A 23,598-nucleotide genomic window follows, 5' to 3' on the forward strand; every position below is an offset into this window, starting at 1 on the left:
GGTGTTGGATTCGCGCGCTCAGTCGTCGGGGTAGCGCTCCACGGGCATGACGCTGGGGCCAAGGATCGGTCCGACCCGCTCATGGCCCCAGACGCTCAGGTGCTCGGGGTTCAGCTCAAAGCCGTCGTGGTGCCAGGGCTGCAGTTCGTGGATGCACTCCACGGCGAAGCCGGACGGGCTGAAGTGGTAGAAGGAAACGTGCGGATCCTGGCTGTGCTGGCCGAGGGTCATCTGCATCGGCAGCTCGCGTTTGCGCACGATGTCGTAGGTTTCGCCGAGGTCGCGCAGGCTTCTGACAAACAGCCCGATGTGTTGCACGCCTTTCATGCCGGGAGCGTGGCCGAAGGCGATGTCATGGCTGGTCTTGTCGTTGAGCTTGGCGCGGAAGAAGCCGGTGCGGCCCTTGCCGGCGCCGGCGCCGTACCAGTGAAAGCCCATCAGGTCGATGAAGAAGGCTTCCAGTTCCGGGCCGTAATCCGGAGTCATCAGGACGATGTGGCCTACGCCGCGCTCGCCGGCGATGAAGCCGCCGTGCGGACGGCCGGGGACGAACGAGCGGGGCGTCCATTTCTGCGCGTAGAACAGTTCATGGCGGTAGCCCGCCGGACAGCGGAACCGCACCAGCTCGCGCACGCCGCGTATCTCGCAGAGGGCGGCGTTACCCACCTCTAGGGCCACGCCGGCGTCGCAGAAGCGTGCCACCGCCGCGTCGAAGGCTTGTCGCCCGCGCGCTTCCCAGCCGATGTAGGCGATGCGGTCGACGGGGCCGGGGTGGAAGGCAATGCGGTGGCGGCGGTCGTCGCTGCGCAGGTACAGGGAGTCGGGGTCGCCCGCCGGGGCGTTGCCCAGCCCCAGGGCAAGTACCTGCGGTGCGTACTCGTGCCAGGCGTCCAGGTTCGGGCTTTCGAAGCCCAGGTAGCCAATGCCGATGATGTCCATGCTGGCCTCGTGTCGTTGTCTTGAGCCGTCCCCTCCCAGCCTGCCCGGGAGGGCGCCTTGGCCTTTCCTACAGCGCGGTTTGGGCGTCCGCGTGGGCGAACATCGCGTTGATGTCGCCGGAGGTCACCGGCTTGCCTTTTTCGCGCTTGGGCGCAGCCCCACCCATGCCCAGTGCGGGCTCGATATTGACGTGCGTGGCCTGGGCGCGCAGCGCGCCGACCGTGCAGTTTTCCCGTCCGAGCAGGGGGAACGGGTCGTATGAGAATTCACGCATGGCGTTGAGGTGGGTGACCTTGTCGATGGTCGCCTCGGGGAGCTTGCGCAGGCTTTCCCAAGCCACTTCCGGCGAATTCGGCCAGGTGCAGTCGGAGTGCGGGTAGTCGCATTCCCAAGTGACCATGTCCTCGCCCACGTCCGGCAAGTTGCGCAGGCCGAAATCGTCCTCGATGAAGCAGGTGATGATGTGCTTGCGGAAGATGTCGCTGGGCTTCTTGCCGCCGAAGTCGGCGTTGGTCCAGGCGTGGTGGTGGCGGTGGGTGAAGTCGGCGCGTTCCAGTAGATATGGAATCCAGCCGATGCCGCCTTCGGACAGGGCCATGCGCAGGTCGGGAAACTTGTTCCACATCGGTGCCCAGATCCAGTCGGCCGCCGAGTTGGCGATAGATATCGGCATGGAGGTGATCCAGGCGTCGATCGGCGACAGCTCGGAGGCGTGCTCGGCCTTGATGCCGGTGCCGATGTGGCAGCAGATCACCACTTTGTTGTCGGCGCAGGCTTTCCACAGTGGGTCCCAGTAATCGCTGTGGATCGAAGGAAAACCGTGCAGCGCCGGATTGTCAGACAACGATAGCGCATGCACGCCGAGTTTCGCCAGGCGGGTGACCTCGGCGGCGGCGGCCTGCATGTCCCACCAGGGCACCAGCATCAGCGGGATGAAGCGTCCCGGCGCGACGTTGCACCAGTCATGCAGGTGCCAGTCGTTGTAGGCCTGGATCGCCGCCAGGGATACGGCGCGGTCCGGGTGGTTCTGGAACCGCTGGCCGGCGAAGCCAGGAAAGGTCGGAAAGCAGATCGAGCCGAGGATGCCGTTAGCGCTCATGTCATCGACCCGGGCCTTGATGTCCCAGGTGCCACGGCGCATGTGCTCGTAGCCCAGTGGTTCCATGCCGTACTCCTCTTTGGGCCGGCCCACCACCGAGTTGAGGCCCATGTAGCCGGTGGCCTGGCCTTCGAATACCCAGACGTCGCGGCCGCCGTGCTGCTCAACTCGCGGCTGGCGGCCCTTGAAGCGCTCCGGCATGTGGCGGTCGAAAGCCCCGGCCGGTTCGATGGCGTGGTCGTCCACGCTGACTAGGATCATGTCTTCGAGTTTCATTCTTGTTGTTCTCCGTGGTTGGCCGCCGTGGCTGCGGCCTTAACCCCTGTCGGGTCGATCAAAGAAAAATGCCAAGGTTGGGGGTGCCTATCACTGCCTGATCGAGCAGGATTTCGCGCCGCGCCAGTTTCAGTTGTCCATTCTCGCGCCGCAGGATGTCATGGCGTTCGCAGGGGATCAGGTCGAATTCGTCGAAGTCGAAACGGCTGCGAGTCACCAGCAGGTAGCTCAGCACTTTGTATTCGTCGGGTCGTTCGGTTCCGAACACGCGGATATTGCTGACCAGACGCCGGGTGCGCGAAGGCGGGTCCTCGCCCCAAGCGCTGCGGGTATCAGTGATTCGCATGATCCGCACCATCAGCGAGGCATGACTTTCGTGCAGGTGCTGGACGTTGCGCACCACCGTCTGCTGTTGCTGCCGGTTGGGGCGGGTGAGGCGCAGCGGAGCGTTGTATTCGATATCGCTGGCCAATATTTCGCCCCACTGTTTCAGCTGTAGGGTGTCTAGCAATTCCGCTTCGTCGTGGAGAAAGTCGACGATTTCGCTATGGACCGGGCTGCCGCTGGCAATGCGTTTGCTTCGGTCGGTCAGCGGCAGAGGGGTGGGGGCGAGTAGGGTCTGTAAGTCGTTCATGGGGGCTCCGTGAGGCTGTGCGTGCCGTCGGCCGCACTGCGCAGCCGGGCATGGTGTAGATGGATGGTGTTCAGGCCGTCATCAGCGCGTGCCAGTATTTCCACCATTGCCACTGTGTATCGTCCTTGGTGAAGCCCTCACCGACATAACCGGGGCCAGGCCAGTCGGCAGGCTTGGCGTCGTCTTCGTACAAGGCCTGATACTTCAGGGTGATGTCCTCGCTCATCGCCCCCTTAGCGGCCAGGGTCATATGTGGCCAGGTATCGGAGTCATCCTGCTCCACCATGCCGGACGTGCCGAGCAGCTGGATCGACTGGCGGAGCATCCGCGCTTTGATTTCCGGTGGGGTGTCCTTCTCAGCGAGGATCCAGTTGACGAATTCCAACTTGTCTGGACCCTTGGGGATGTAGGCATGCAAGGCCATGGCGCCGAGGACAGTGCCATCCGGCTGCGGCAGGTAGATGAACTCGAACAGGCCGTTGGGAAAAAAATTACCTACCTGCGGCGGACGCCAGCTCATGACGTGCAGTTGCTCCGGACTGAAGCGCTTGAGCAGCTCGGGCACCATTTCCCGCGTAATGCCCGGCGGCGGTAGCAGGGTGAGCTTTTCCTCTGCGCTCATGCTCGACGGGTCGCGTCCGGTGAGGCGCTGAATCTTGCGGTCCAGTTCGATGCAACGCATGGTGTGACCGTGCTCGGTCCAGACTTCTACACCGTACATTTCCGGGCTGAGGTCGCCGCCCTTGCCTTCGGCATCCGGTTTCTTCGCATAGGGGCCGACCTCGCCAAGCCAGCGGTGCAGCGTCAGGGTGTGGAAACCGTCCGAGGCGGATTGCTCGCAGGCGGTCTTCCAGTTGGCGCGAATGATGAAGCGCTGCGGTGGGCCGAGCACTTCCATGCCGGCGGTGGTGCGGCACCAGAGGGTATCGAAATACCATTTGGCATCGCCGAGGAAATCCTCGAAGGACGGTCCGTCAATGTTCCAGGTGGCGAAGATCAAGCCACCGTAGATAGACACGCGGGCCTTGTGCAGGCCGAGTTCGGCCTTCGTGCGCATTTTGCCGTGCATGCACTCTTTCTCCATCGGCGCGGCGATGAAGTCACCGTTGGGCCTGAAGGTCCAGCCGTGGTAGATGCACACATGAGCAGCGGCGTTGCCGCCATCGACCGTGGCAATCTTCATGCCTCGGTGCGGACAGACGTTCAGGGAGACATGAATCTGCTCGTCACTCGAGCGGGCGACGATCACCGAGTCGGAGCCCATGTCGCGGACGATGAAGTCGCCCTTGTTCGGAATCTCGGTTTCGTGGCCGAGAAAGACCCAGGTCTTGGCGAAGATTTTTTTCATTTCCAGGGCATAAAGCTCGGGGTCGGACAGTGTCCGCATCTTCACTTCATGAGTTTCCAAGTCGATGAGGTCAGACACTGCAGTCCCGTCACTCAGGACCGGATTCGTGTTAGTAACCATTGCGCTCTCCATCCATTGTTATTATCACGCTGCACAGAAAATGGATAAGTGTGCAACGTTTCGCCGAGTATCCACGTGATTCCCATTAGGCAATTGACATGGATCAACAGATGGGCACGTCGCGATACGAGTCGCGTATCGCAGTTTTTTCGCCAGCTTCATAACCATTCGCCAGGCATGCCGGTGCCAGCGGGCAAATGAGTGAAGACGTAAACTGTCCGATCCAAGAAAAAAGAAGCTCGCTTGGCGTCTGACTCGAGGCCTCCGCGTCCTTATCTGAAAGTAAGACAGATTGCGAATTTGTGTATTTCATTGGGTTGGCTACATTGGAAGCAGGCAAAACGACAAGGCGAAGCAGATGAATCTTGGGCTCAACGGAAAGGTGGCGTTGATAACCGGCGGCACGACGGGGATTGGATTGGCAGCGGCGCTGGCTTTGGGCGCAGAAGGCGCTCGGGTTGTGGTGTCCGGAAGGCGTACCAGAGAGGGCGAGCAGGCTGTTGCTACCATTCGCGAGCTAGGAGGGCTAGCAGAGTTCGTTCAGGCCGACGTCAGCCGAGGCGCCGAAGTACAGAGGCTGGTCGAGCAAACGGTGCGGCTTTGGGGGCAGCTCGATATGCTGATCAATAGCGCTGGCATTGAGGGTACGCCGTTCGTCCCGGTAGCCGATTATTCCGAGGATGACTGGGATCGGGTATTGGGGATCAATCTCAAAGGCTCCTGGCTCTGTATGAAATACGCGATACCCCACCTGCTTCGGCAGCAGGGCGCGAGCATCGTCAATGTTTCATCGATCGGCGGCGTCAACGGTGGGTCTCTCGGAGCGGCTTACCATGCCAGCAAACACGGCGTTCTGGGCGTGACTCGCGCAGCTGCCATTGAATATGGCGCCCAAGGCCTGCGCATAAACGCGGTTGCGCCAGGCGTATTTGCCACCGAGATGTCCGAACGTCTGTTCAGCGGGGATAAACATGAAGCGGTTGCCCAGACTAACCCAATGAAGCGCTGGGGGCAGCTGGAGGAAATCGCCGGCGCAATTGTCTGGCTCTGTTCGCCTGCGGCCGGCTACGTCAACGGGCACACACTCGCTGTCGACGGCGGCTTTTTGATTCAGTGAGGTCGAGTGGCTCAGCGCGCTAGTAGCGGCTGGCTCTGGTATCGTCTGCGAAGGGATACCACCAGCATGAAGCCGATAGCAGAGAGTAGCGCCGAGCCAAGGAACACGTGACCAAGGCCTAGGCTGACCGCTGCCAAACCCATCAAGGGGCCTGCCAACCCGACCGCCAGGTCGAAGAACAGCGAAAGCGCGCTTAACGCGGAGTTGCGATTGGCGTCTGGCGTACGCGCCAGGGTTTCTACGGCAAGCCCGGGGTAAACCCAGGATACTCCCATGCCAGTCAGCGAGGCTCCGAGAATCGCGACCTCGGGCGAGGGGGCCAGCCAGACGAGCAGCAGTCCGAGGCCCTGTATCAGCAGGCAAACTGTCACGACTGCGTAGCCCCCGAAACGTACCACCACGTTAGGCGTGACGAGCCGGGTGACAATGAAGGCGACGCCGAAGCCGGTCAGGCACCATGCGGCGTTCGCCCAGCCGAGGCTGTCGAAATACAGCGCAATGAAGGCAGTGAGGCTGCCAAAGCCCGCCGAGCTGCATGCCAATGCCAAGCCGTTGGGCGTCACCGACCAGAACACGTCGAAAAAGGGCAGCCGTTCGCCGCGCAACAGCGGGGCTGGACGCCTAACTGCCGCCAGGAGCAGCGCAAGCAGGCCCAGCAAAATAATGAACAGCCCGATGCTGGCCAGATTGAATTGATCGCTGATCAGTACTCCCAAAGGCGCGCCGACGGCGATACCGCCATAGGCGGCAATGCCGTTCCAGGACATCACTCGTGCGGTATGCGCATTGCCGTGTAAACCGATGGCCCAGGTACAACAAGGCGTTGAAATCATGGCAGAAGCGATGCCCTGGATGATGCGAGCGCCAATCAGGGTCGAGACACTGAGCCATGGCGAGGCATGCATAACAATAGCCACCGTGGTCAGTACGCCGCAAAGCGCAAGGCCGGTCAGCCCGACGATGACAGCCCATTTCGCACCGAAGCGATCAGCCAGCACTCCGGCCAGTGGTCGTGACAGCAGGGTTGACACGTACTGCGTGCCGATTACGATGCCTGCCAAGACAGTGCCGAATCCAAGGTCGTTGAGAACGAAGCCGGGCAGCACGGCCAGGGGCAGTCCATTGGCTATGTATGACATGAAGTTGAAGCAGACAATGAAGATGATCGACAGGTTGAGCCGCGTGGGGGTTGTAGTTCCGGTATCCAAGCGGCTTGCTCCTGAGATGGACGACGCTGGCCTTTACCTCGAGAGGAAGGAAGGGGGCCGAGCGAACCTGTGCGTACGCTCGAGCATTCGGGCTACGTTTCGGCTAGGAAACGCCGTCAGATGAAGCGGACAAGTCACGCCATTGCTCGATTTCTTCCTTCACCTTTTCGAGCTTGCTGGTAATCGCGTGGTAGGCGTCGGACCCCGCGACGTAACGGAGCGGCGGCTTTTCGATGCTGGCCAGCTGCACAAGCGCTTCACCCAGTTTGGCGGGATCGCCTGTCTGGCGATGGTTGTTGGCGGCTGAGCCTGCCTTGATCTTCGCGGTAAACGTTGCGTAATCCCCAAGCCCATTGGCGCCGAAAGCTGCGGAGCTTGGATCGAGAAAATCCGTACGGAACACGCCGGGCTCAACCAGTGTAACCGTGATGTCGAATTGGCTGACTTCCTGAGCCAGCGACTCGGAAAATCCCTCCACGGCGAATTTGGAGGCGCAGTACAGCGCGGCGCCGCCCATAGCTACCACGCCGGCTACAGACGAGACATTGAAGATATGGCCGCTGCGCTGCTTGCGCATGATCGGCAAGGCCGCTCGGCATAGGTTGAACACACCGAATACGTTGGTGGCGAACTGTCGCTCGGCATCGCTGGCTGTATTTTCTTCGAATGGGGCGAGTTGCCCATAGCCGGCGTTGTTGACCAGCACATCGATGCGTCCGAAGCGTGTGATGGCAGCCTCAACCGCCGCTGCTGCCTGGTCTTCGCGGGTAACGTCGAGCTCCACTGCAAGCGTCTGTTCTGGAGCTTGCGCGACGAACTGCTCCAGCTGTTCGAGCCGGCGGGCGCTGACCACTACACTATCGCCAGCGGCGAGCGCTGCCTGAGCAATCGCCGCGCCGAGGCCGCGAGAAGCCCCGGTAATGAACCAGGTTCTGCTCATTTCATGTTCCTTTAGGTGGTGGTCAATGCCTGCTTGCCATCGAGGTTCAATCGCGGTTGGCCGCTTCCCAGGCTTTCAGATCGAAGCCCTCGGCAGCCGCTGTCTGGGGAGTGAGCCTAGGCGGGCGGGCAAGAATCTTGCGTGCGGCCATGTGATCGCCCATGCGATTACAGGACTCCACAGCAACCAGATGCTGATTGCGGAAACACAAGACCGATACTTCCCGCGACTCGACCGAGCCTAGCACTACGGTGCTGTCGTAGCCGGTCGAGAGCCCGGCTATCTGCAATTTGAGGTTGCCCTGATCTGTCCAGAACCACGGCAAGGCGGAGTAGGGCGCGGGCTTGCCCGTCAGCCGCGCCGCGATGCAGCGGCCCTGATCGACGGCGTTCTGCACCGACTCAAGCCGGGTTGGCTGCTCATCGTTATATAGACAGGGGAAGCAAGCGGCATCGCCAAGGGCGGAAATCTGTGGATCCACGGTGAGCAGGCTGGCGTCGACCTTGATGCCGTTTTCGATCTGTAGGCCTGCTTCCGCCGCCAATCGTACATTGGGGATCACGCCGATGCCGAAGACCACGAGGTCGGCCGGGAGCGTACGGCCACCGGAAGTTTCCACGGCACAAACCCGCCCGTTGTCGCCAACCACGCGCGCGAGACCCTGACGAAAGTCGAAATGGACGCCCCAATGTTCATGTGCATCCCTGAATAGCTCCGACATTTCTCGCGACAGTGCGCGGGCCATTGGGCGATCACCCAGTTCCAGCACATGAACGCTAGTGCCAAGCGCTGCTGCGACTGCTGCGAATTCGAGGCCGATAAAGCCGGCGCCAACCACGACGACATTTCGCGCTTCCTTTACCAGCGGCGCCAGCACATCAGCATCGGCCTTGGCCTTGATGCCGAAAACACCCTCCAGTTCGGCACCAGGAACGGGCAGCGGACGATTGTGCGCGCCGGTGGCAAGCACCAGATGGTCGTAGGTGGCAACGGCGCCGGAAGCGAGCAATACCCTGCGGTTCAAACGGTCTATCGCCGTGGCCTGGTCATGCAACAGCTCGATACGTTGAGTGTCGAAGAATTCGGCAGGACGGAAGAGCAGACTCGTCTCGGTGATCTTGCCGAGCAGGTAGGCCTTGGACAGAGGCGGCCGCTGATAGGGCAGGCCAGGCTCATCACCGATTAGGGTGATTTTTCCGTCATAGCCTTCCTGACGCAGCGAGGCAGCTACCTGAAAGCCGGCGTGGCCGGCACCGATGATCACTACCGAGGCGAGTGACATAAGACCTCCTTGAATTACGCTAGCATTCGGCGCTTAGAATTGGGACTCGGGCAGGTGGATAACCAACCCGTCCATGGCTTCGCTGATCACCAGCTGACAGGTCAACCGGCTGTTCTCGCGCCGCTCGAACGCATAGTCCAGCATGTCCGACTCCATGCCTTCGGCGGCAGGAAGTCTTTGCATCCACGCTTCTTCGACGTAAGCGTGACACGTCGCGCATGCGCAGGCTCCACCGCAGTCCGCCGGAAGTCCGGGAACCGAGGCAAAGGTTGCGGCCTGCATCACCGACTGACCGATGGCACCGCTAACCTGATGTTGCGTGCCGTTGTGTTCGATAAAGATCAAGGTAGGCATGGTCTGCTCCGTTTTTATTGTGGGTCAGGGATGGGTCAGCATGGGCAACGCGGCAAAGCGCGGTGTTCGCCCCAATGTAAGCAGCAACAGCGGGCCAACGAGGCAACAGGCGGCTGAGTAGAGCAGCATGGCGTTGTAATTTCCGGTGGTGCTCAGCATGTACGCGAACAGCAACGGGGCGAGAGCAGAGGCCACGGTGTTCAAGCCTTGATGCACGCCGAACAGCCGGCCGTATTCGCGCAGACCGAAATAGCGTGCGATCAGAAATGCGGCTATATCGAACTCCGCCCCGGCGCCAAAGCCGACGAGCACCGCGGCCAGCAGCAGTGAAGAAAACTCCCCCGTTCCGCTGAGATAGATCGCACATCCGATGGCTGGAAGCGCCAGGCTAATGGCCGATATTCCGGGCGGCCACACACGGTCGAGTAAATAGCCGATCAACATGCGGCCGAAAATAAGCGAAAAGCCAAAGCCGCTGAAGATCAAATTCGCATCGCTTGCCGACAAGCCTCTGGACTGCAGCATCGGTACCGTGCTGGTGACCATTCCCACGATCGAGGAAATTACCAGCCCGAGCGCGAGGTTGCAGGTCCAAAACTTTCGCGAGGTCATACCTTTGCGGAAGGACATGCCGGGCAGTTTCTGTAGATCGGCCTCCCTTTTGTCTGACTGGGCCCCGGCAGCGCCTGGAACCTTAAACCAAAGTAGGATAAGCGGAAGCAGTACCAGCAGATTCAGCAAAGCCAGAATTACGAACGCGGCGCGCCAGTCCCATTGGCCGATCCCCCAGGCCATCAATGGGGGAATGGTTGCGGCCGTGATGCCTGTGCCGGACAACCCGATCGCCAGAGCCAGCCCACGGTTGCGGTCGTACCAAAGGCTGAGCAATTGGGTCCAGGTGACTGCCAGCGCACCCATGCCAAGAATGGGTAGTACGGCGAAGGCGAAATACAGCGACCAGATAGATCCAGTCAACAACGTGGTTGCTAGGTAACCGAGAGAGAGCAGTAGCAGGGAAACGACGGTGACCCGCTTCATGCCGTAGCGAAGGTTGAACCAGCCGACAAGCTGCAGCGAAATGACCGCGCCACCGAACAGAAAAGTGATGCTTGCTTGAAGCTCACTCTTGCTCCAGCCAAAGGCGTCGCCCAGCGGTACGACGAGGGTACCGAAGCCGTAGAGAAGTGCCGCGTTGATACTGATCGCGACGCCCGCCACGGCGAGAATCAGGATTTTCCAGCTCTGGCGAAATTCGAGGGTATCGATCGCCACTTCGCTCTTCGAAGGGGGCATGGTTTGGCTTCCTTATAGATTTTGTTGAGCCAAGTGAAACGCGGTGTACTGTTGAATTCTTAATATGAAATCAAATACTGTATTGAGAATAAAGCGACTGTGGCAGCTTGTCTAGCCATAGAGGCTCAAACTTATAACAACAAGATGAGAACAATCATGCCAACCCTAGGCAGCTTCACCATTGGAGCAAAGCTCCTCTTGCTTCCGCTGTTTTTCATCGTCTCGCTGGTCTTCCTTTCGGGCGTCGCCTACCAGGGGCTTGAAAAGCAGCAGGCCGTGATAGATGAAATAGACCAGTTGCGATTTCAACAATACAAGCGGGTTCTTGAAACGTCCGCGGCTTCCCAGACGGCGATGATCAACGCGTACGCCATGGTGGTCCGAATTCTCGAGTCCAATGGGCAGGCTTCAAGTGAGGAGCTGGAGTTCTATCTGGAAGAGATGGATTTGAGTTCCGCTGAGATGCTAAGCCTGCTTGACACGGCGGCGAAAGAAACACGGCTTGTCGAGGATGAGCAGACTGCTTACCAGACCGTGCGGGAACAAGCGGAAATTTATGCGCACGGTTTGGCGGACATGAAACAGGCAGCCCTGAGCTACCCACCGCAAGCGGTATCGCTTCTTGGCATTGTACGTTCGGATTTCAACAGTCTTTCCGGGCAGTTCAGCCGCTTGCTAACGCTGCAGGAAGAGCTCACCTCCGCTGCGTTTGCCGGCGCCAGCGACCGGGTGAAAACCGTAGTGGAAGTGCTCGCCGGCGTGCTGTTAGCTGCAATGGCGGTGTCCTTGCTGGCGAGCGTCATGTTGCGGGGCCAGATTGTCCGATCCATCCGTGTAATCGAGCGCGCGTCGATCAAGCTGCGCGATGGCGATCTGACTCAGCGTGTACGAATCATCGGTCGTGACGAAATCGCCCATACAGGCCAAGCGTTCAACGAGCTGATCGAGAGCTTTCAGCAGGCGGTGCGGCGCGTGGCGGGCGTGGCGGCAGCAGTGGGGGCTTCGGCGGAGGAGCTGGTTGTGACATCGACGCAGGTCGCGCAGAGTTCGGCCAGTCAATCCTCTGCAGTGACGGAGGTATCCGCTACGGTCGAGCAAATGAGCGCTGGCATCGCCTCGATATCGTCCCATGCCCAAGAACTGCGCAGTTCCGCCGATGCCAGCCTGAAGGGGGCTGAGGCGGGGCACTCGACACTGACGCGACTGCTTCGAGAAATAGAAAGCGTGCGCCAGGCCTTCGCCGCCATCCGCGTGTCGGTGGGTGATTTCGTAGAGAGCACATCGGCAATCACAGCGAGCATCACGCAGGTAAAGGAATTGTCGGCTCAGACCAATCTTCTTGCATTGAACGCGGCGATAGAGGCGGCACGTGCAGGCGAGAGCGGGCGAGGCTTCAGCGTGGTCGCCGACGAGGTAAGGAATCTGGCGCAACGCTCTGCTCTGGCAGCGAATTCAATCAATGACCTCACCTTGAGGTTGGATGATCAGTCGGGAGTGGTCGACCAAGCGCTGCAAGCTGGTACGGTCGCGCTGGACGACAGCAGTAAGCTCCTCGTGGAACTTGAGAGGACGCTGCAACAGGCAGCCGCGCTGGTAGGGGATTCGACACGCGGCGTGGATGAGATCGCAAGGGCAGTCGAGACTCAAAGTGAAGGTGGGCGTGATATAGCCTCGAATGTTGAGCGCATAGCGCGTATGGCTGGCGAGGGGGATGCGATCACTCACAGTGTTGCAAGCGCTGTTGCGGGGCTTCGCGAGCTTTCACAGGAACTCAACCTTGCGGTGGGCCGTTTCAGCTTCGAATCTGAAGCGATGGAATGTTCAAAATAATAATGTACAAAAAATCGATAAGTGTTCATTATCGGTGGTAGCTGGACCTGATAAGGAGACAAGAAATGAGTTCAGAAAAAGTACAATTCAAAGTGGTTGCTGACCGTAGCCGCTGCTGTGGATATGGTCTGTGCGCGTCAGTCTGCCCGAGCATCTACAAGCTCGATGCAGATGGTCTTGTGTATCTCGATAGTGATCTTGTTCCCGTAGAGCTCGAAGAAGAAGCCCGCGAGGGTGCGGCCGCTTGCCCCGCCGAAGCGATTTGGCTCGAAGAAATCAAATGAACTACGAATCGGCCTAGGCGCTGGTAGTTAGGACTAGGCAGAACGGGGTATCGGGAGGACAGCAATGGTGGGTCGCTTACAGAACAAGGTTGCGCTGATCACCGGTACTGGTGGTGGGCAGGGCAGGGCAGCCGCACTGCGTTTCGCTCAAGAAGGCGCCATTGTGGTCGGCTGCGACTTCAATGGGCCGGCGCATGAGGAAACCGCTGCGCTGATGCAGGAGCAGGGTTTCCGCTTATATGGCATGGCTCCGCTGGATCTTGGCGACCACGAACAGGCCAAGGCCTGGATCGACGCCGCCGTGGCCGAGCACGGTCGCATCGACATCCTATATAACAACGCTTCGGCCGCGCGTTTTGGTGCGGTTAACGAGATGTCGATCGATGACTGGCACTACACCATCCGGAACGAGTTGGACCTGCTGTTCTACACCACCAAATACGCTTGGCATCATCTTGCCGAGCAGCGTGGCGTGATTATCAATATTTCATCCACTGCAGCTTGGGGCGGCTCCAAGGTCGCCGGTATATCGGCGCATTCGGCTGCGAAGGGTGCGGTGGTGTCCTTTACCCGCCAGCTCGCGGTGGAAGGTGCGCCGGTTGGCATACGAGCTGTCAGCCTCAGCCCCGGATTCGTTGCGACGCCTGGTACCCGAGCATTTCTGGAAAATCCGGAAGCGCGTGCAGCGTTGCTAGATGGCGTACTAATGGATCGTCCCGGTGAGCCTGAAGAGGTGGTCGCCATGGCACTGTTTGTGGCTTCTAGTGAGGCCTCGTTCATTACCGGGTCGGATTTCGTCATAGACGGCGGTCTGCTTGCAATCTAGCAGCGCCCGTGCGGGCACCGGTGGCGCCCGTGAACCTAGAACAACAAAGAGGTGAATTCTCGTGGATATAATCGGCATCGGTTACATGGGCTTCGAAACCACTAAACTCGATGAGTGGCGTGACTATGGTCCAAACGTCATGGGCTTCGGAATCGGCCGCAGTCCCGAGAGCGACCCCGATTCGCTTTATTTCAAGATCGACGATCGTCGCCATCGTTTTGCCTTCCACCCCGGTAAGGTCGACCGTCTCGCCTATATAGGCTGGGAAGCGATAGGGCGGATGGCCTTTGAGGATGCATTGAAGAAGTTCACCGCTGCCGGCGTCGAGTTCACCCGCGGCGACGCGGAGCTTTGCGAGAAGCGCGGCGTGCGCGAGCTGATCCGTTTTCGCGATCCGGTCGGCTATCAGCATGAACTATTTTACGCACAAAAATGGACGCCACGCTCCTTTATGCCAGGGCGTTGCCATGGCGGCTTCGTTGCCAATGAGCGTGGTGCTGGCCACGTCGTGGTGATCACGCCGGAATACGGCCCCGAACTCGAGAATTTCCTGATCAATGTGATGGGCTTCAGCTGGTATGGCGCCGGCGCAGGCAAGGGCCGCACTGGCTTTTTCCGTTCCAAACTGAACCATCACACCAGCCATGACATCGCATATGGTTTTGGGCCGGGGCGTATGGGTGTGCAGCACGTCGGTATCGTTGTCAACAGCATCCGCGACGTTGGAGAGACCTACGACATCGTACGTAAACGTGAGCTGCCAATGATGATGACGCTCGGTCAGCATGCGCAGGACCCGCACGTGTCCTTCTACCATTTCACGCCTTCGGGCTTCGCCATCGAGACTATCGCCGAGATCGAGCCGTGGCAGGGCGATCCGTTCGAGCTCAATCCAGAAGTGTTGAGCGTGTGGGGGCATGAAATGGTTGGCCCGATCCTCGGCCCGAGCGTAAAAACGCCTGAAGAGGTGCTCGATCCGGACTATTTGGCCAGCAAGCGCTGAGATGCGCATTGCGCGTGTGGAGGTTGCCGGTGAGGCCTTTTGGGCCTTGCTGGACGCCGACAGCGTACGCCTGCGGGCCATTCGTGCGTCTTTCAGTGAATGGGTAAAAACGGTTGGTGATCAAGGGGAAGCGGCGCTGGACCTCGACCCTGAGTGGATTCCGCTATCGGCGTGCCGCCTGTTACCGCCACTTCACCCTGGCGGGCGCATTTTCGGCGTTGGTCTCAACTATCTAACCCATCTCGAGCGGCTAGGTAGTAAAACACCGGCACATACCTTGGCGTATTCGATTCCGGAATCGGCTCTGGTTGGTGCGGGAGATGATATTCAGTTTCCTGCCGTGACGGATGAGCTCGACTACGAGGTTGAGCTGGTCGCTGTGGTCGCGCGTCCTTTATTGGACGAGCCGCAGGCGAGCTCGTGCTTGCTCGGCTATACGGTTGGCAATGACATCAGTGCGCGGGATGCAGGCCGGCTGATCGGCCGTCTCGACCTTCTTACACAAAAGGCGATGGATCGCACCACGCCAATAGGTCCCTGGATCGTTACGCTCGATGAACTCGGTGGTCCCGGTCAGCCAGCACTGAATTTGCAACTAAGCGTCAATGGTGAACTGCGTCAGCGGGACAACACTGGAAACATGATTTTCCCGGTGGACGAGCTACTGAACTACCTCGATGCACGGATAGCGCTTCGCCCAGGGGATCTGGTTTTTACTGGCTCGACGCATGGCGTGGCGCTAGAAACGGGCAACTTCCTCAAACCCGGCGATGCGATCGATGCCCGAATTGAGGGCGTTGGGCAGCTGTGCAACCGCGTCGGTGAGCGGCGCGAGCTGCATGCTGCACGCAAGGTGGGCCGGCTTGGGCTGCCTGCGGGTGATGACGTTATAGGCTAACTGGCGCCCATCGTTCGCGGCCTTGTGTGAAGGAGCAGCAATGAAAGAGGGATCACCCTGGGTTCCGTTCCGTCACCGAGTATTCCGAGGCCTCTGGTTTGCTGCTGCTGTCGTAAACCTGGCCATCTGGATGCAAACGGTAGGTGCGGCCTGGATCATGACGACGCTGTCGTCGTCACCGCTGATGGTCTCGCTGGTACAGACAGCGATGACGCTACCGGTCTTTTTATTCGGCCTGCCAGGTGGAGTGATCGCCGATCTGGTGGATCGCCGCCGCTGGCTGATCGTAACGCAGGCGACGATGCTCGGCGCGGCCGCAGTGCTATGTCTGCTTGCCTACAGTGGCCTACTGGGTGCCTGGACGCTGCTTTTGCTGACATTTGTTCTGGGTACTGGCAGCGCGTTGGGAATGTCCGCGTGGATGGTGACCATCGTTGATGTGTTGCCGCGAAGTGAGGTTCCGGCCGCAGTATCGCTGAATGGCATCGCGACCAATGCCGCTAGGGCATTGGGGCCGGCGATTGCCGGCGTGCTGATCGCATACTGGAACGCGGCATCGGTGTTTCTGGTGATTGCACTGTGCATGACGGCCGTGATCCTGTTTATTCTCACCTTGAAATCCAGCCGGCAGGCGCATGACCTGCCACCGGAAACGTTTAGCGGCGGCATGCGCAGCGGTTTGCGCTATATCCGGCACTCGTCAGTCTTGTTCAATGCTTTGAAACAGGTGTTCGTTTTTACCAGTTGCGCCAGCGCACTTTGGGCGCTGATGCCTCTGGTAGCCAAGGAAGAGCTCGACATGGACGCTGGCGGCTATGGCTTGCTCATGGCATTCATGGGCGGAGGAGCAGTGGTAGCTGCTCTCAATCTAACGAAGCTGTATCGCCGATTTACGTTGCGCACGCTCATTGCCTCAGGCGCGATCGCTTTTGCAGCTGCAACACTTGCTGCTGCCCTAACGCATAACCGTTACGTCGTGTGGGCGATGCTGATCTTCGCTGGAATGGGCTGGATGGCCGTGAATGCGACCATCTCCACGGTCGTGCAAACCTACGCGGCGAACTGGGTGCGCGCCCGGGTCGCTTCGGTGTACCTGCTAATGCTTATGGGAGCCATGGCGCTGGGCGGGGTTTTGTGGGGGGCGTTGGCAGAATATATAGGACTCAATAACGCGCTCATCATTTCTGCCGCGACTATTCTGTTGGGGCTTCTCATCACCCGTAATGGCCCAATCGAGTTGGGTAACGAAGCTGATTTCGCTGAAGCACAGCAGACCGACAAGCTGGTGCTGGCACGCGATGTTTCTCACTCCGATGGTCCGGTGTCTGTGGAAATCAGCTACCGAGTCAATGATGCCGAACATGGCATTTTCGTGCGCACGGCCTATGAGGTCGGCCAATCCAGACGGCGAAACGGGGCACAGAACTGGCGGCTTTACCGCGATCTGAGTGAAAAAAACCTTTACGTTGAGCGTTTTATCGTCGAGTCCTGGCTCGAATATCTGCGCCAGCAGGCTAGAGTCACCAAAGGTGACGAGTCTAGAGAAAATAGCTTGCAGCGATTCCGATGTGACACTTTGGCAACGCGCCGCTACATCTACCAAGCCCCGTCGGTAAACGATCAGTAATACCGCTTGGCATCCGTATGCTGAGTTAGTTGCGGCGTTTTATTCTCAGTATAGAATACAGATCTAAATCGAGCATGAGTTAGGGATCTGATGAATAGCAATGAAATTTTAGACCTAGGTGAACAGCAGAAGGCCAACGGTGCCGTCCTTGTCAAACCGGTGTCTAATGCGATTCGTATCTTGCGACATCTGAGCCAAGTCGGTACGCCTGAGCGCTCCGTTGATATCGCACGCCATCTTTCTATCAATCCAAGCACATGCTTTAACATCCTGCGCACATTGGTCGCTGAAGACGTGGTGGATTTCAATCTCATGTCAAAGCGCTATTCGGCGGGGATAGGGCTGGCGCGTCTCGTTGAGCAGCTGGTCACCCAGGGGCAGCGGGTGCAGCTGGCGAAGCCGCTGTTACAAAGCCTGGCTGCGAGGCAGAGCATCACGGTCACGTTGTGGCGGCGCCTGGGTGCGGACCGCATTGTGATCGTCAGTTCCGCGGCGAGCCCCACGGACGTTCGAATCGATATGGCCGAAGGGCAACGTCTGCCGATGCTGATGGGTGCCAGCGGCAGATTGTTCGCTACGCAGATCGATCTTGACAGCCCGGAAATACGCGCGACCTACGACAGCATCCGCTGGGCTCGACCGTTGCCTTTCGATACGTACCGGGAAGAGGTACGCGAGGCTCAGAAACGAGGCTGGGCAACAGACGATGGTCATTTTTCCGTGGGCATTCTTGCTGTTGCCGCGCCTGTTTTTTCCCCCGGCGGCAGCATTGACTTTACGGTTTCGGCAGTGATGTTCCGCGGTCAGCGTGATGAGGAGGGAATTGCCGAGTTGGGCGATGCCCTCGTCGAATTCTGTATCGAACTGACCCGCGTTCTCTTCTAGTAGCTACTCCCGAACCAGCAAAAGGCTTCCGCCCAATGGCCCACCTCCAGCCGCCACTGCGCAGACTCGGTTCTCCCTAGTCTGCCGCCCCTCGGCTCGCCCCCATAGCTGCAGGCAGGCCTCATGCACATAGCCCAGGCCGTGGGTGCGACCGCCGGAAAGCTGGCCGCCATTAGTATTGATAGGTAGCTCGCCGTCCAGCGCGATACGCTGACCGCCCTCGACGAAAGCGCCACTTTCGCCGGTCGGGCAGAGCCCCAGGGCTTCCAGCCAGATCATGGTGAGGATGGAAAAGCCGTCGTATAGCTGCGCGGAGTCGACATCCTGGGGGCAATAGTCGGTGCGGTCCCACATCATCCGACCTACGTCGAAAGCCGCCATCTGGGTGAGTGAGATCTGATCCCACGACCAAGGCTGATTCAAGGCCGCGCCAATGGATTCGATACGAATCGGCGTATTGCGTGTGTCGCGCGCGGTATCTCGCCGCGACAGTACGATTGCGGTGGATGCATCGCAATGTACGTCGCAATCGAACATACGCAGTGGAGTCGAGATCATCCGCGATGCCATGTAGTCGTCCATGGTCATCGGCGTTCGATAAAGCGCTTTGGGATTGCGCATCGCATTTCGGCGACAGGTCAGGGCTATCTGAGCCAGCTGTTCGGGTCGTGTGCCGTACTCATGAAAATGGCGCTGCGCATAGAGCGCCATTAGATTGATGCCGGACATTACGTTGAACGGCGTGAACCATTGCCATGCGAAGCTGCTGTCGCGGCCCTGAGTCTTGTTGGTGAGCGCGCCAGCCTGCTTGTTCGACATGCGGGCGGATGCTTCGGTGATGGTGCGAAATACCAGCACATGTTTGCACAGGCCTGCTTCGATGGCCATGGCTGCGTTGATTAAGCCAGCAAGCGGGCCGGGGCCTTCATAGCCGGCACCGAACCAGTTTACGTTCAGGCCCAGTGCGCTTTTGAGCGCGCTGGGGCCAACGGGAGAAAAGGGGTCGCCGTTATTGTTGTCCCCCGGCCAGCACGCGACTCCGTCTATGTCGCTACGCTCTAGGCCTGCGTCGGTAATGGCTTCCAGGCAGGCGTCAAGCGTCAGACGCATTGCTGACAGCGAAGATGGCCGCCCGATTTCGGACTGTCCGATGCCGGTGATGGCTACTTGTTTATCGTATCGACGATCGAACATTCACTGATCCCTTTCGAACATGGGCAGCCAGACGTCCTCGACGTTCAGGAAGCTGACTCGGACCGGCATGTCGATATGCACCTGTTGCGGATCCATGCCGATAACGTTACTGACAAAGCGCAGACCCGACTGCTCGATCAATTCAATGATCGCTACGACGTACGGCACGTCGAGTTCGGCGGTCCATGGCTGGTAGTTAAGCGTGTAGCTCACCACCGTACCTTTACCGGAGACTGAGCGTGGGCCGACCTCGAAGCTGGCACAGCGAGGACATATGGGACCGGGAGGATGAAAGAACCGAGAACATGCTTCGCAATGGTGAATCAGCAGTTCACCTCGCTTGCCGCCCTGCCAGAAGGCGAGGGTATCGGCGTTCAGCGCGGGTAGTTTTCTAGGCATCGACATTCCATCCAGGTGCGCATCTTCCAGTTACGTTATCATTTGTACATAAAATCGAAAAGTGTCATATTTCGTTTTGAGTTGGCACTGCCCCGAGCGGTGCGTCGTAGAAAAAAACAAGAGGCTTTCAGTATGTCCCAGTCTTTGCAAGACAAGACCATTGTCGTCACGGGCGGCTTCGGCGTGCTTGGTAGAACCCTTGGCGATCTGCTTCTGGCCCGAGGTGCCCGAGTAGCGCTACTCGATCGCGCCGAGCTGTCCGGCTCATTAGCTGAAGCTGCAAAATTGCATGCCATCGGCGGCGTTGACCTGACGTCCGTCGACGCGGCAGCGGAGGCATTTAACAGGGTAGTCGAGCACTTCGGGCGCATCGATGGATTGGTCAACGTAGCCGGCGGTTTCGCTTGGGAAACGCTTGAATCCGGAAGCCTCGATACCTGGGATCGCATGTATCAAATGAACGTGCGCACGGCGGTGGTAGCCTCCCAGGCGGCACTGCCCCATCTCGCCGCGACTGGATCGGGGCGGATCGTAAATGTCGGCGCATTGGCCGCACTCAAGGCTGGCATGGGTATGGGTGCTTACGCTGCGTCCAAGGCTGGCGTGGTTCGTCTGACCGAGGCGCTGGCAGAGGAGGTCAAGGATCGGGGCGTCACTGTCAATGCCGTGCTGCCAAGCATCATCGATACGCCGACCAATCGCGCCGACATGCCGGATGCCGATCCGAGCCGCTGGGTATCGCCAGCGGCTCTGGCGTCGGTAATCGCGTTTCTCCTGTCGAATGACGCAGCCCCCGTAACCGGCGCCTGTCTGCCTGTGTGTGGTCGCGTATGAGACTCGTAACCTATATCGATGGTGCTGGCTTCGAGCGCGCCGGGGCATTGATCGAAAACGATGGACTGATTGTCGACCTGCAGATTGCCTATCGCAGCTTGCAAGGTCGCGAGAGCCCTGAATTCGCGAGCGTTCTGGCGTTGATTGAAGGTGGCGAGCAGGTGCTCGAACAGGCTCGGACGCTGGTAGCCAAGGCGCCTTCCGCGGCTGTCATTGAACGCGCCACCGTCAAGCTGCGTGCGCCGATCCAGCCACCGCCGCAGATGCGTGACTGTTCATGCTTCGAACTGCACCTGAAACAGAGTTTCGCCGCTGCCAGACGCGCGCGTGCTCTACGTACGCCGGATCCGGAAGCAACGCTGAAAGCGATGAATACGGGTGCCGATGACCGGGTAATCGAGACGTTCAACCGACAGCCGATCTATTACAAATGCAATCGCTTTGCGGTAGTCGGTATCGACGATGAGTTCCAGTGGCCGAGCTTTAGCAAGGCACTGGACTTCGAACTGGAATTTGGCTGCTACATCGGAAAGCGTGGCAAGGATATTAGCCGTGATGCGGCCCGCTCGCATATCGTTGGTTACACCATTTTCAACGACATGAGCGCGCGCGACGCCCAGGCGAAAGAGATGTCCGGGATGCTCGGTCCCGCCAAGAGCAAGGATTTTGATACGGCCAACATCATGGGCCCCTGCCTGGTCACCACCGATGAGTTGGGCGATCCCTATGACCTGGAAATGGTGGCGCGGGTGAATGGGGAGGAGTGGGGGCGGGGCAACACCCGAGACATGCGCTGGCAGTTCGAAGATGTCATCGCTCATGTTTCGCGTGCGGAAACCCTGTACCCCGGTGAGTTTCTCGGTTCCGGTACCGTGGGCAATGGTTGCGGGCTGGAGCAGTTGCGGTATCTCAAACCAGGAGACCTGGTGGAGCTGGAAGTGCAGGGTATCGGCGTGCTGCGAACACGTGTCGGCACCGCCACGAACGATGCCTGAGGTACGCCAGTTTGGCTAGTTCGCCTTGCTCAGCGCCTCAAGCTAACCATGCCGGTTTATTTCAGCAGCAAGATGTCACATAAAGAACATGGTCATCTAGTATACATATTATCGAAAAGTGTCTTATATTTGGCTTGTCCTAATCGCCATCGGCGGCTATGCCCTATAAATAGGAGGCAATCATGCTAACAACAACGAGCCCCGTATTGTCCGACGGAACCAAGGTCTCGGATCTTATCTACCCAGCGACACGCGAAGTACAGATGCGGGTCCTGAGCGACCGGGAAATCTATGAGCTGGAGATGGAAAAGATCTTCGGCAAGATCTGGGTCCTGCTCGGCCACGAATCTGAAATCCCTGACTCTGGCGATTTCATCGTGCGCGACATGGGCTCGGATTCGGTGATCGCCGCCCGAACTAAAGACGGCGAAATTCACGTATCGCTCAATGTTTGCCCACACCGCGGCATGCGCATCAGCACCGCCGATTGCGGTAATACCCAGATTCACAAGTGCATCTACCATGGTTGGGCGTTCCGGCCAAACGGTGACTTCATCGGCTCGCCGGTCGAGCGCGAGTGTATGCATGGCAAAATGATGGCTAAGGAAGAGCTGGGTCTGAAAAAGGCGCGCGTAACGCTTTATGGCGGTCTGATCTTCGCAACCTGGAACGTCGACGGCCCCTCTTTCGATGAGTTCCTGGGCGATGCCAAATGGTATTACGACATGCTCTTCTGCCGCAGCGACAAGGGCATGGAGGTGTTGGGCCCACCGCAGCGGTTCATTGTGAACGCGAACTGGAAGACCGCTGGCGAGCAGTCCGCTGCCGATGGTTTCCATACTCTCACCTTGCATCGCTGGCTGGGTGAAGTGGGCAACTATGCTAAAAAAGGCGAAGGTGAGGGGGAAGGTACTGACCTGAGTCCGGAAATGATCGGCGTTGAGATTAGCTCCCCCCACGGCCATGCACTGCGTTGCATTGATCTGGCGCGCAAGATCAAGCGCCTGACTGGCCTAGATCCGGCCACCTTATCGGTCCAGGAAAAACTGAACGCGCTGCCACCTGCTGGCATGACCCGTGACATGGTCGAGCAACTCGCGCGTAATCTCAGTGAAGATCAGCTCAAGGTGCTGACAAGCATGCCGCCGCAGGTGGGAGGCATGTTCCCGAATATCCTATTTGGTTTCGTATATATCCCGCAGCCGGATGGCAGCGTGGTTGGTTCCATGACTCTGCATGCCTATGTTCCTCAAGGGCCGGACAAGCTTGAGTTTGTCAATTGGGTGTTCGCCGAGAAGGATGCGCCGCCAGAGCTTCGTGAAAAAATGCTTAAGCAGACTATCCAGCTATTCGGCACATCCGGCATGGTTGAGCAGGACGACTCCGATACTTGGCCACACATGACTCACGCCGCGAAGGGCGCGATGGGGCGCAAGAGCACTCTGAAGTATCAAGCCTGCTTCGAAACCGGCGCCCCGGAAGGATGGCCTGGCCCTGGCATCGTCAATGAAGGCTTTACCAAAGACGACACCCAGTGGCACTGGTGGCAGTACTGGCATGAGCTGATGACCGCTTCAGACGAAAAATAAGCGCTCGCTGGCCGGGTCATGACAATAAAAAGTAATGGAGATTTCCATGGCAGAAGTTCAACAACGCGGCGAGGACCAGATCCAGCCGGGCTCTCCGATCGGTATCAAGCGTGTGCCGGTCGGGGCGGATATTTACAATCAAGTCGTGACATTCCTCTATGAGGAAGCAACGCTACTGGATCAAATTCGTTTGCAGGAGTGGGCAGCACGGCTTGATACCGATCTAATCTATACCGTACCGCTGCGGCATACCCGCACCCAGTCCGAGCTGTCGGCGAGCATAGTGCGTTCTGTTCAGCATTACCACGACGACTATCGGTCGATCATGGGGCGAGTGCTGCGTCTCTCCGGCAAGAGCGCCTGGGCGGAAGACCCGCCATCGCGTACACGGCGGCTGGTGACGAATGTCTTCGTCGAAGAAACCGCAACCCCTGATGAGTATGTGGTAACCAGTTATCTGCTGTTGACGCGCAGCCGGTTCAAGGACCACCATGTCGACATCGTCAGTGGCGAGCGTCGCGACGTGCTGCGTATGCATGAAGATGGCTTCAAGCTGGCGCGTCGCGAAGTCATTATCGACCAGGCTGTTCTGGGCACTCCGAACCTCGCTGTATTCCTCTAATG

At 58.9% G+C, this 23,598-nt stretch carries 23 protein-coding genes; 12 read left to right on the forward strand and 11 right to left on the reverse strand.

Annotated elements, in window-relative coordinates; translation table 11 throughout:
* Window positions 1-18: 18 nt before the first annotated feature.
* The 4 genes from N8H22_RS08880 to N8H22_RS08895 all read right to left on the reverse strand — a co-directional run bounded on the left by N8H22_RS08880 (window position 19) and on the right by N8H22_RS08895 (window position 4,416).
* Complete coding sequence (locus tag N8H22_RS08880) at window positions 19-939, reverse strand: VOC family protein (RefSeq protein WP_021207983.1); 921 nt, start codon at window positions 937-939, stop codon at window positions 19-21.
* Between the two features lie 67 nt (window positions 940-1,006).
* Window positions 1,007-2,314, reverse strand: coding sequence for an amidohydrolase family protein (locus N8H22_RS08885; protein ID WP_021207982.1), 1,308 nt, complete (start codon window positions 2,312-2,314; stop codon window positions 1,007-1,009).
* Between the two features lie 58 nt (window positions 2,315-2,372).
* Complete coding sequence (locus N8H22_RS08890) at window positions 2,373-2,948, reverse strand: 3-phenylpropionate/cinnamic acid dioxygenase subunit beta (protein ID WP_021207981.1); 576 nt, start codon at window positions 2,946-2,948, stop codon at window positions 2,373-2,375.
* A gap of 70 nt (window positions 2,949-3,018) precedes the next feature.
* Window positions 3,019-4,416 (reverse strand): aromatic ring-hydroxylating dioxygenase subunit alpha, encoded by a 1,398-nt coding sequence (locus N8H22_RS08895; RefSeq protein WP_264590183.1) that lies wholly within the window; start codon window positions 4,414-4,416, stop codon window positions 3,019-3,021.
* 358 nt (window positions 4,417-4,774) lie between these two features.
* Here N8H22_RS08895 and N8H22_RS08900 point away from each other — a divergent pair, with 358 nt between their 5' ends.
* Window positions 4,775-5,533, forward strand: coding sequence for a glucose 1-dehydrogenase (locus N8H22_RS08900; protein ID WP_021207979.1), 759 nt, complete (start codon window positions 4,775-4,777; stop codon window positions 5,531-5,533).
* Between the two features lie 11 nt (window positions 5,534-5,544).
* Here the strand turns inward: N8H22_RS08900 and N8H22_RS08905 are convergent, their stop codons facing one another.
* The 5 genes from N8H22_RS08905 to N8H22_RS08925 all read right to left on the reverse strand — a co-directional run bounded on the left by N8H22_RS08905 (window position 5,545) and on the right by N8H22_RS08925 (window position 10,610).
* Complete coding sequence (locus N8H22_RS08905; RefSeq protein WP_021207978.1) at window positions 5,545-6,741, reverse strand: MFS transporter; 1,197 nt, start codon at window positions 6,739-6,741, stop codon at window positions 5,545-5,547.
* Between the two features lie 103 nt (window positions 6,742-6,844).
* Window positions 6,845-7,681 (reverse strand): oxidoreductase, encoded by an 837-nt coding sequence (locus N8H22_RS08910; protein ID WP_021207977.1) that lies wholly within the window; start codon window positions 7,679-7,681, stop codon window positions 6,845-6,847.
* Between the two features lie 46 nt (window positions 7,682-7,727).
* A complete protein-coding gene (locus N8H22_RS08915) occupies window positions 7,728-8,963 on the reverse strand; it encodes an FAD-dependent oxidoreductase (RefSeq protein ID WP_021207976.1) in 1,236 nt (411 codons plus the stop codon).
* A 33-nt stretch (window positions 8,964-8,996) separates the two neighbouring features.
* Window positions 8,997-9,317, reverse strand: a complete 321-nt coding sequence (locus N8H22_RS08920; RefSeq protein WP_021207975.1) for a 2Fe-2S iron-sulfur cluster-binding protein — start codon at window positions 9,315-9,317, stop codon at window positions 8,997-8,999.
* A 24-nt stretch (window positions 9,318-9,341) separates the two neighbouring features.
* Complete coding sequence (locus N8H22_RS08925) at window positions 9,342-10,610, reverse strand: MFS transporter (protein ID WP_021207974.1); 1,269 nt, start codon at window positions 10,608-10,610, stop codon at window positions 9,342-9,344.
* Between the two features lie 156 nt (window positions 10,611-10,766).
* On the opposite strand from N8H22_RS08925, the gene N8H22_RS08930 reads away from it, so the two are divergent.
* The 7 genes from N8H22_RS08930 to N8H22_RS08960 all read left to right on the forward strand — a co-directional run bounded on the left by N8H22_RS08930 (window position 10,767) and on the right by N8H22_RS08960 (window position 17,963).
* Window positions 10,767-12,440 (forward strand): methyl-accepting chemotaxis protein, encoded by a 1,674-nt coding sequence (locus N8H22_RS08930; protein ID WP_021207973.1) that lies wholly within the window; start codon window positions 10,767-10,769, stop codon window positions 12,438-12,440.
* Window positions 12,441-12,505: 65 nt separating this feature from the next.
* Entirely contained in the window at window positions 12,506-12,724 is a 219-nt protein-coding gene (locus N8H22_RS08935; protein ID WP_021207972.1) for a ferredoxin, read from the forward strand.
* 67 nt (window positions 12,725-12,791) lie between these two features.
* Window positions 12,792-13,550 (forward strand): SDR family NAD(P)-dependent oxidoreductase, encoded by a 759-nt coding sequence (locus tag N8H22_RS08940; RefSeq protein WP_031310970.1) that lies wholly within the window; start codon window positions 12,792-12,794, stop codon window positions 13,548-13,550.
* 61 nt (window positions 13,551-13,611) lie between these two features.
* On the forward strand, window positions 13,612-14,553 hold the full coding sequence (locus N8H22_RS08945; protein ID WP_264590184.1) for a VOC family protein: 942 nt from the start codon (window positions 13,612-13,614) through the stop codon (window positions 14,551-14,553).
* Between the two features lies 1 nt (window position 14,554).
* On the forward strand, window positions 14,555-15,451 hold the full coding sequence (locus N8H22_RS08950) for a fumarylacetoacetate hydrolase family protein (RefSeq protein WP_042928775.1): 897 nt from the start codon (window positions 14,555-14,557) through the stop codon (window positions 15,449-15,451).
* 40 nt (window positions 15,452-15,491) lie between these two features.
* A complete protein-coding gene (locus tag N8H22_RS08955) occupies window positions 15,492-17,078 on the forward strand; it encodes an MFS transporter (protein WP_264590185.1) in 1,587 nt (528 codons plus the stop codon).
* Between the two features lie 90 nt (window positions 17,079-17,168).
* Window positions 17,169-17,963, forward strand: coding sequence for an IclR family transcriptional regulator C-terminal domain-containing protein (locus N8H22_RS08960; RefSeq protein ID WP_264590186.1), 795 nt, complete (start codon window positions 17,169-17,171; stop codon window positions 17,961-17,963).
* Between the two features lie 3 nt (window positions 17,964-17,966).
* Here the strand turns inward: N8H22_RS08960 and N8H22_RS08965 are convergent, their stop codons facing one another.
* On the reverse strand, window positions 17,967-19,157 hold the full coding sequence (locus N8H22_RS08965; RefSeq protein ID WP_003288975.1) for a thiolase family protein: 1,191 nt from the start codon (window positions 19,155-19,157) through the stop codon (window positions 17,967-17,969).
* Window positions 19,158-19,556 carry a Zn-ribbon domain-containing OB-fold protein gene (locus N8H22_RS08970; protein ID WP_031310968.1) on the reverse strand — a complete coding sequence of 133 codons (399 nt, stop codon included), beginning with the start codon at window positions 19,554-19,556 and terminating at the stop codon, window positions 19,158-19,160. It abuts the gene before it with no gap.
* A gap of 132 nt (window positions 19,557-19,688) precedes the next feature.
* Here N8H22_RS08970 and N8H22_RS08975 point away from each other — a divergent pair, with 132 nt between their 5' ends.
* The 4 genes from N8H22_RS08975 to N8H22_RS08990 all read left to right on the forward strand — a co-directional run bounded on the left by N8H22_RS08975 (window position 19,689) and on the right by N8H22_RS08990 (window position 23,596).
* Window positions 19,689-20,390 carry an SDR family NAD(P)-dependent oxidoreductase gene (locus N8H22_RS08975; RefSeq protein WP_264590187.1) on the forward strand — a complete coding sequence of 234 codons (702 nt, stop codon included), beginning with the start codon at window positions 19,689-19,691 and terminating at the stop codon, window positions 20,388-20,390.
* Window positions 20,387-21,385: a fumarylacetoacetate hydrolase family protein gene (locus tag N8H22_RS08980; RefSeq protein ID WP_102847584.1), complete on the forward strand. Its 999-nt coding sequence runs from the start codon at window positions 20,387-20,389 to the stop codon at window positions 21,383-21,385. The genes N8H22_RS08975 and N8H22_RS08980 overlap by 4 nt, the downstream gene beginning before the upstream one ends.
* A gap of 182 nt (window positions 21,386-21,567) precedes the next feature.
* The gene (locus N8H22_RS08985) at window positions 21,568-22,974 is read left to right on the forward strand and encodes an aromatic ring-hydroxylating dioxygenase subunit alpha (RefSeq protein ID WP_031310967.1); all 1,407 of its coding nucleotides are present in this window, start codon (window positions 21,568-21,570) and stop codon (window positions 22,972-22,974) included.
* A 46-nt stretch (window positions 22,975-23,020) separates the two neighbouring features.
* Window positions 23,021-23,596: an aromatic-ring-hydroxylating dioxygenase subunit beta gene (locus tag N8H22_RS08990; RefSeq protein WP_021207961.1), complete on the forward strand. Its 576-nt coding sequence runs from the start codon at window positions 23,021-23,023 to the stop codon at window positions 23,594-23,596.
* The last annotated feature ends 2 nt before the right edge of the window (window positions 23,597-23,598 follow it).

The organism is Stutzerimonas sp. S1 (assembly GCF_025966695.1).
GTDB lineage: Bacteria > Pseudomonadota > Gammaproteobacteria > Pseudomonadales > Pseudomonadaceae > Stutzerimonas.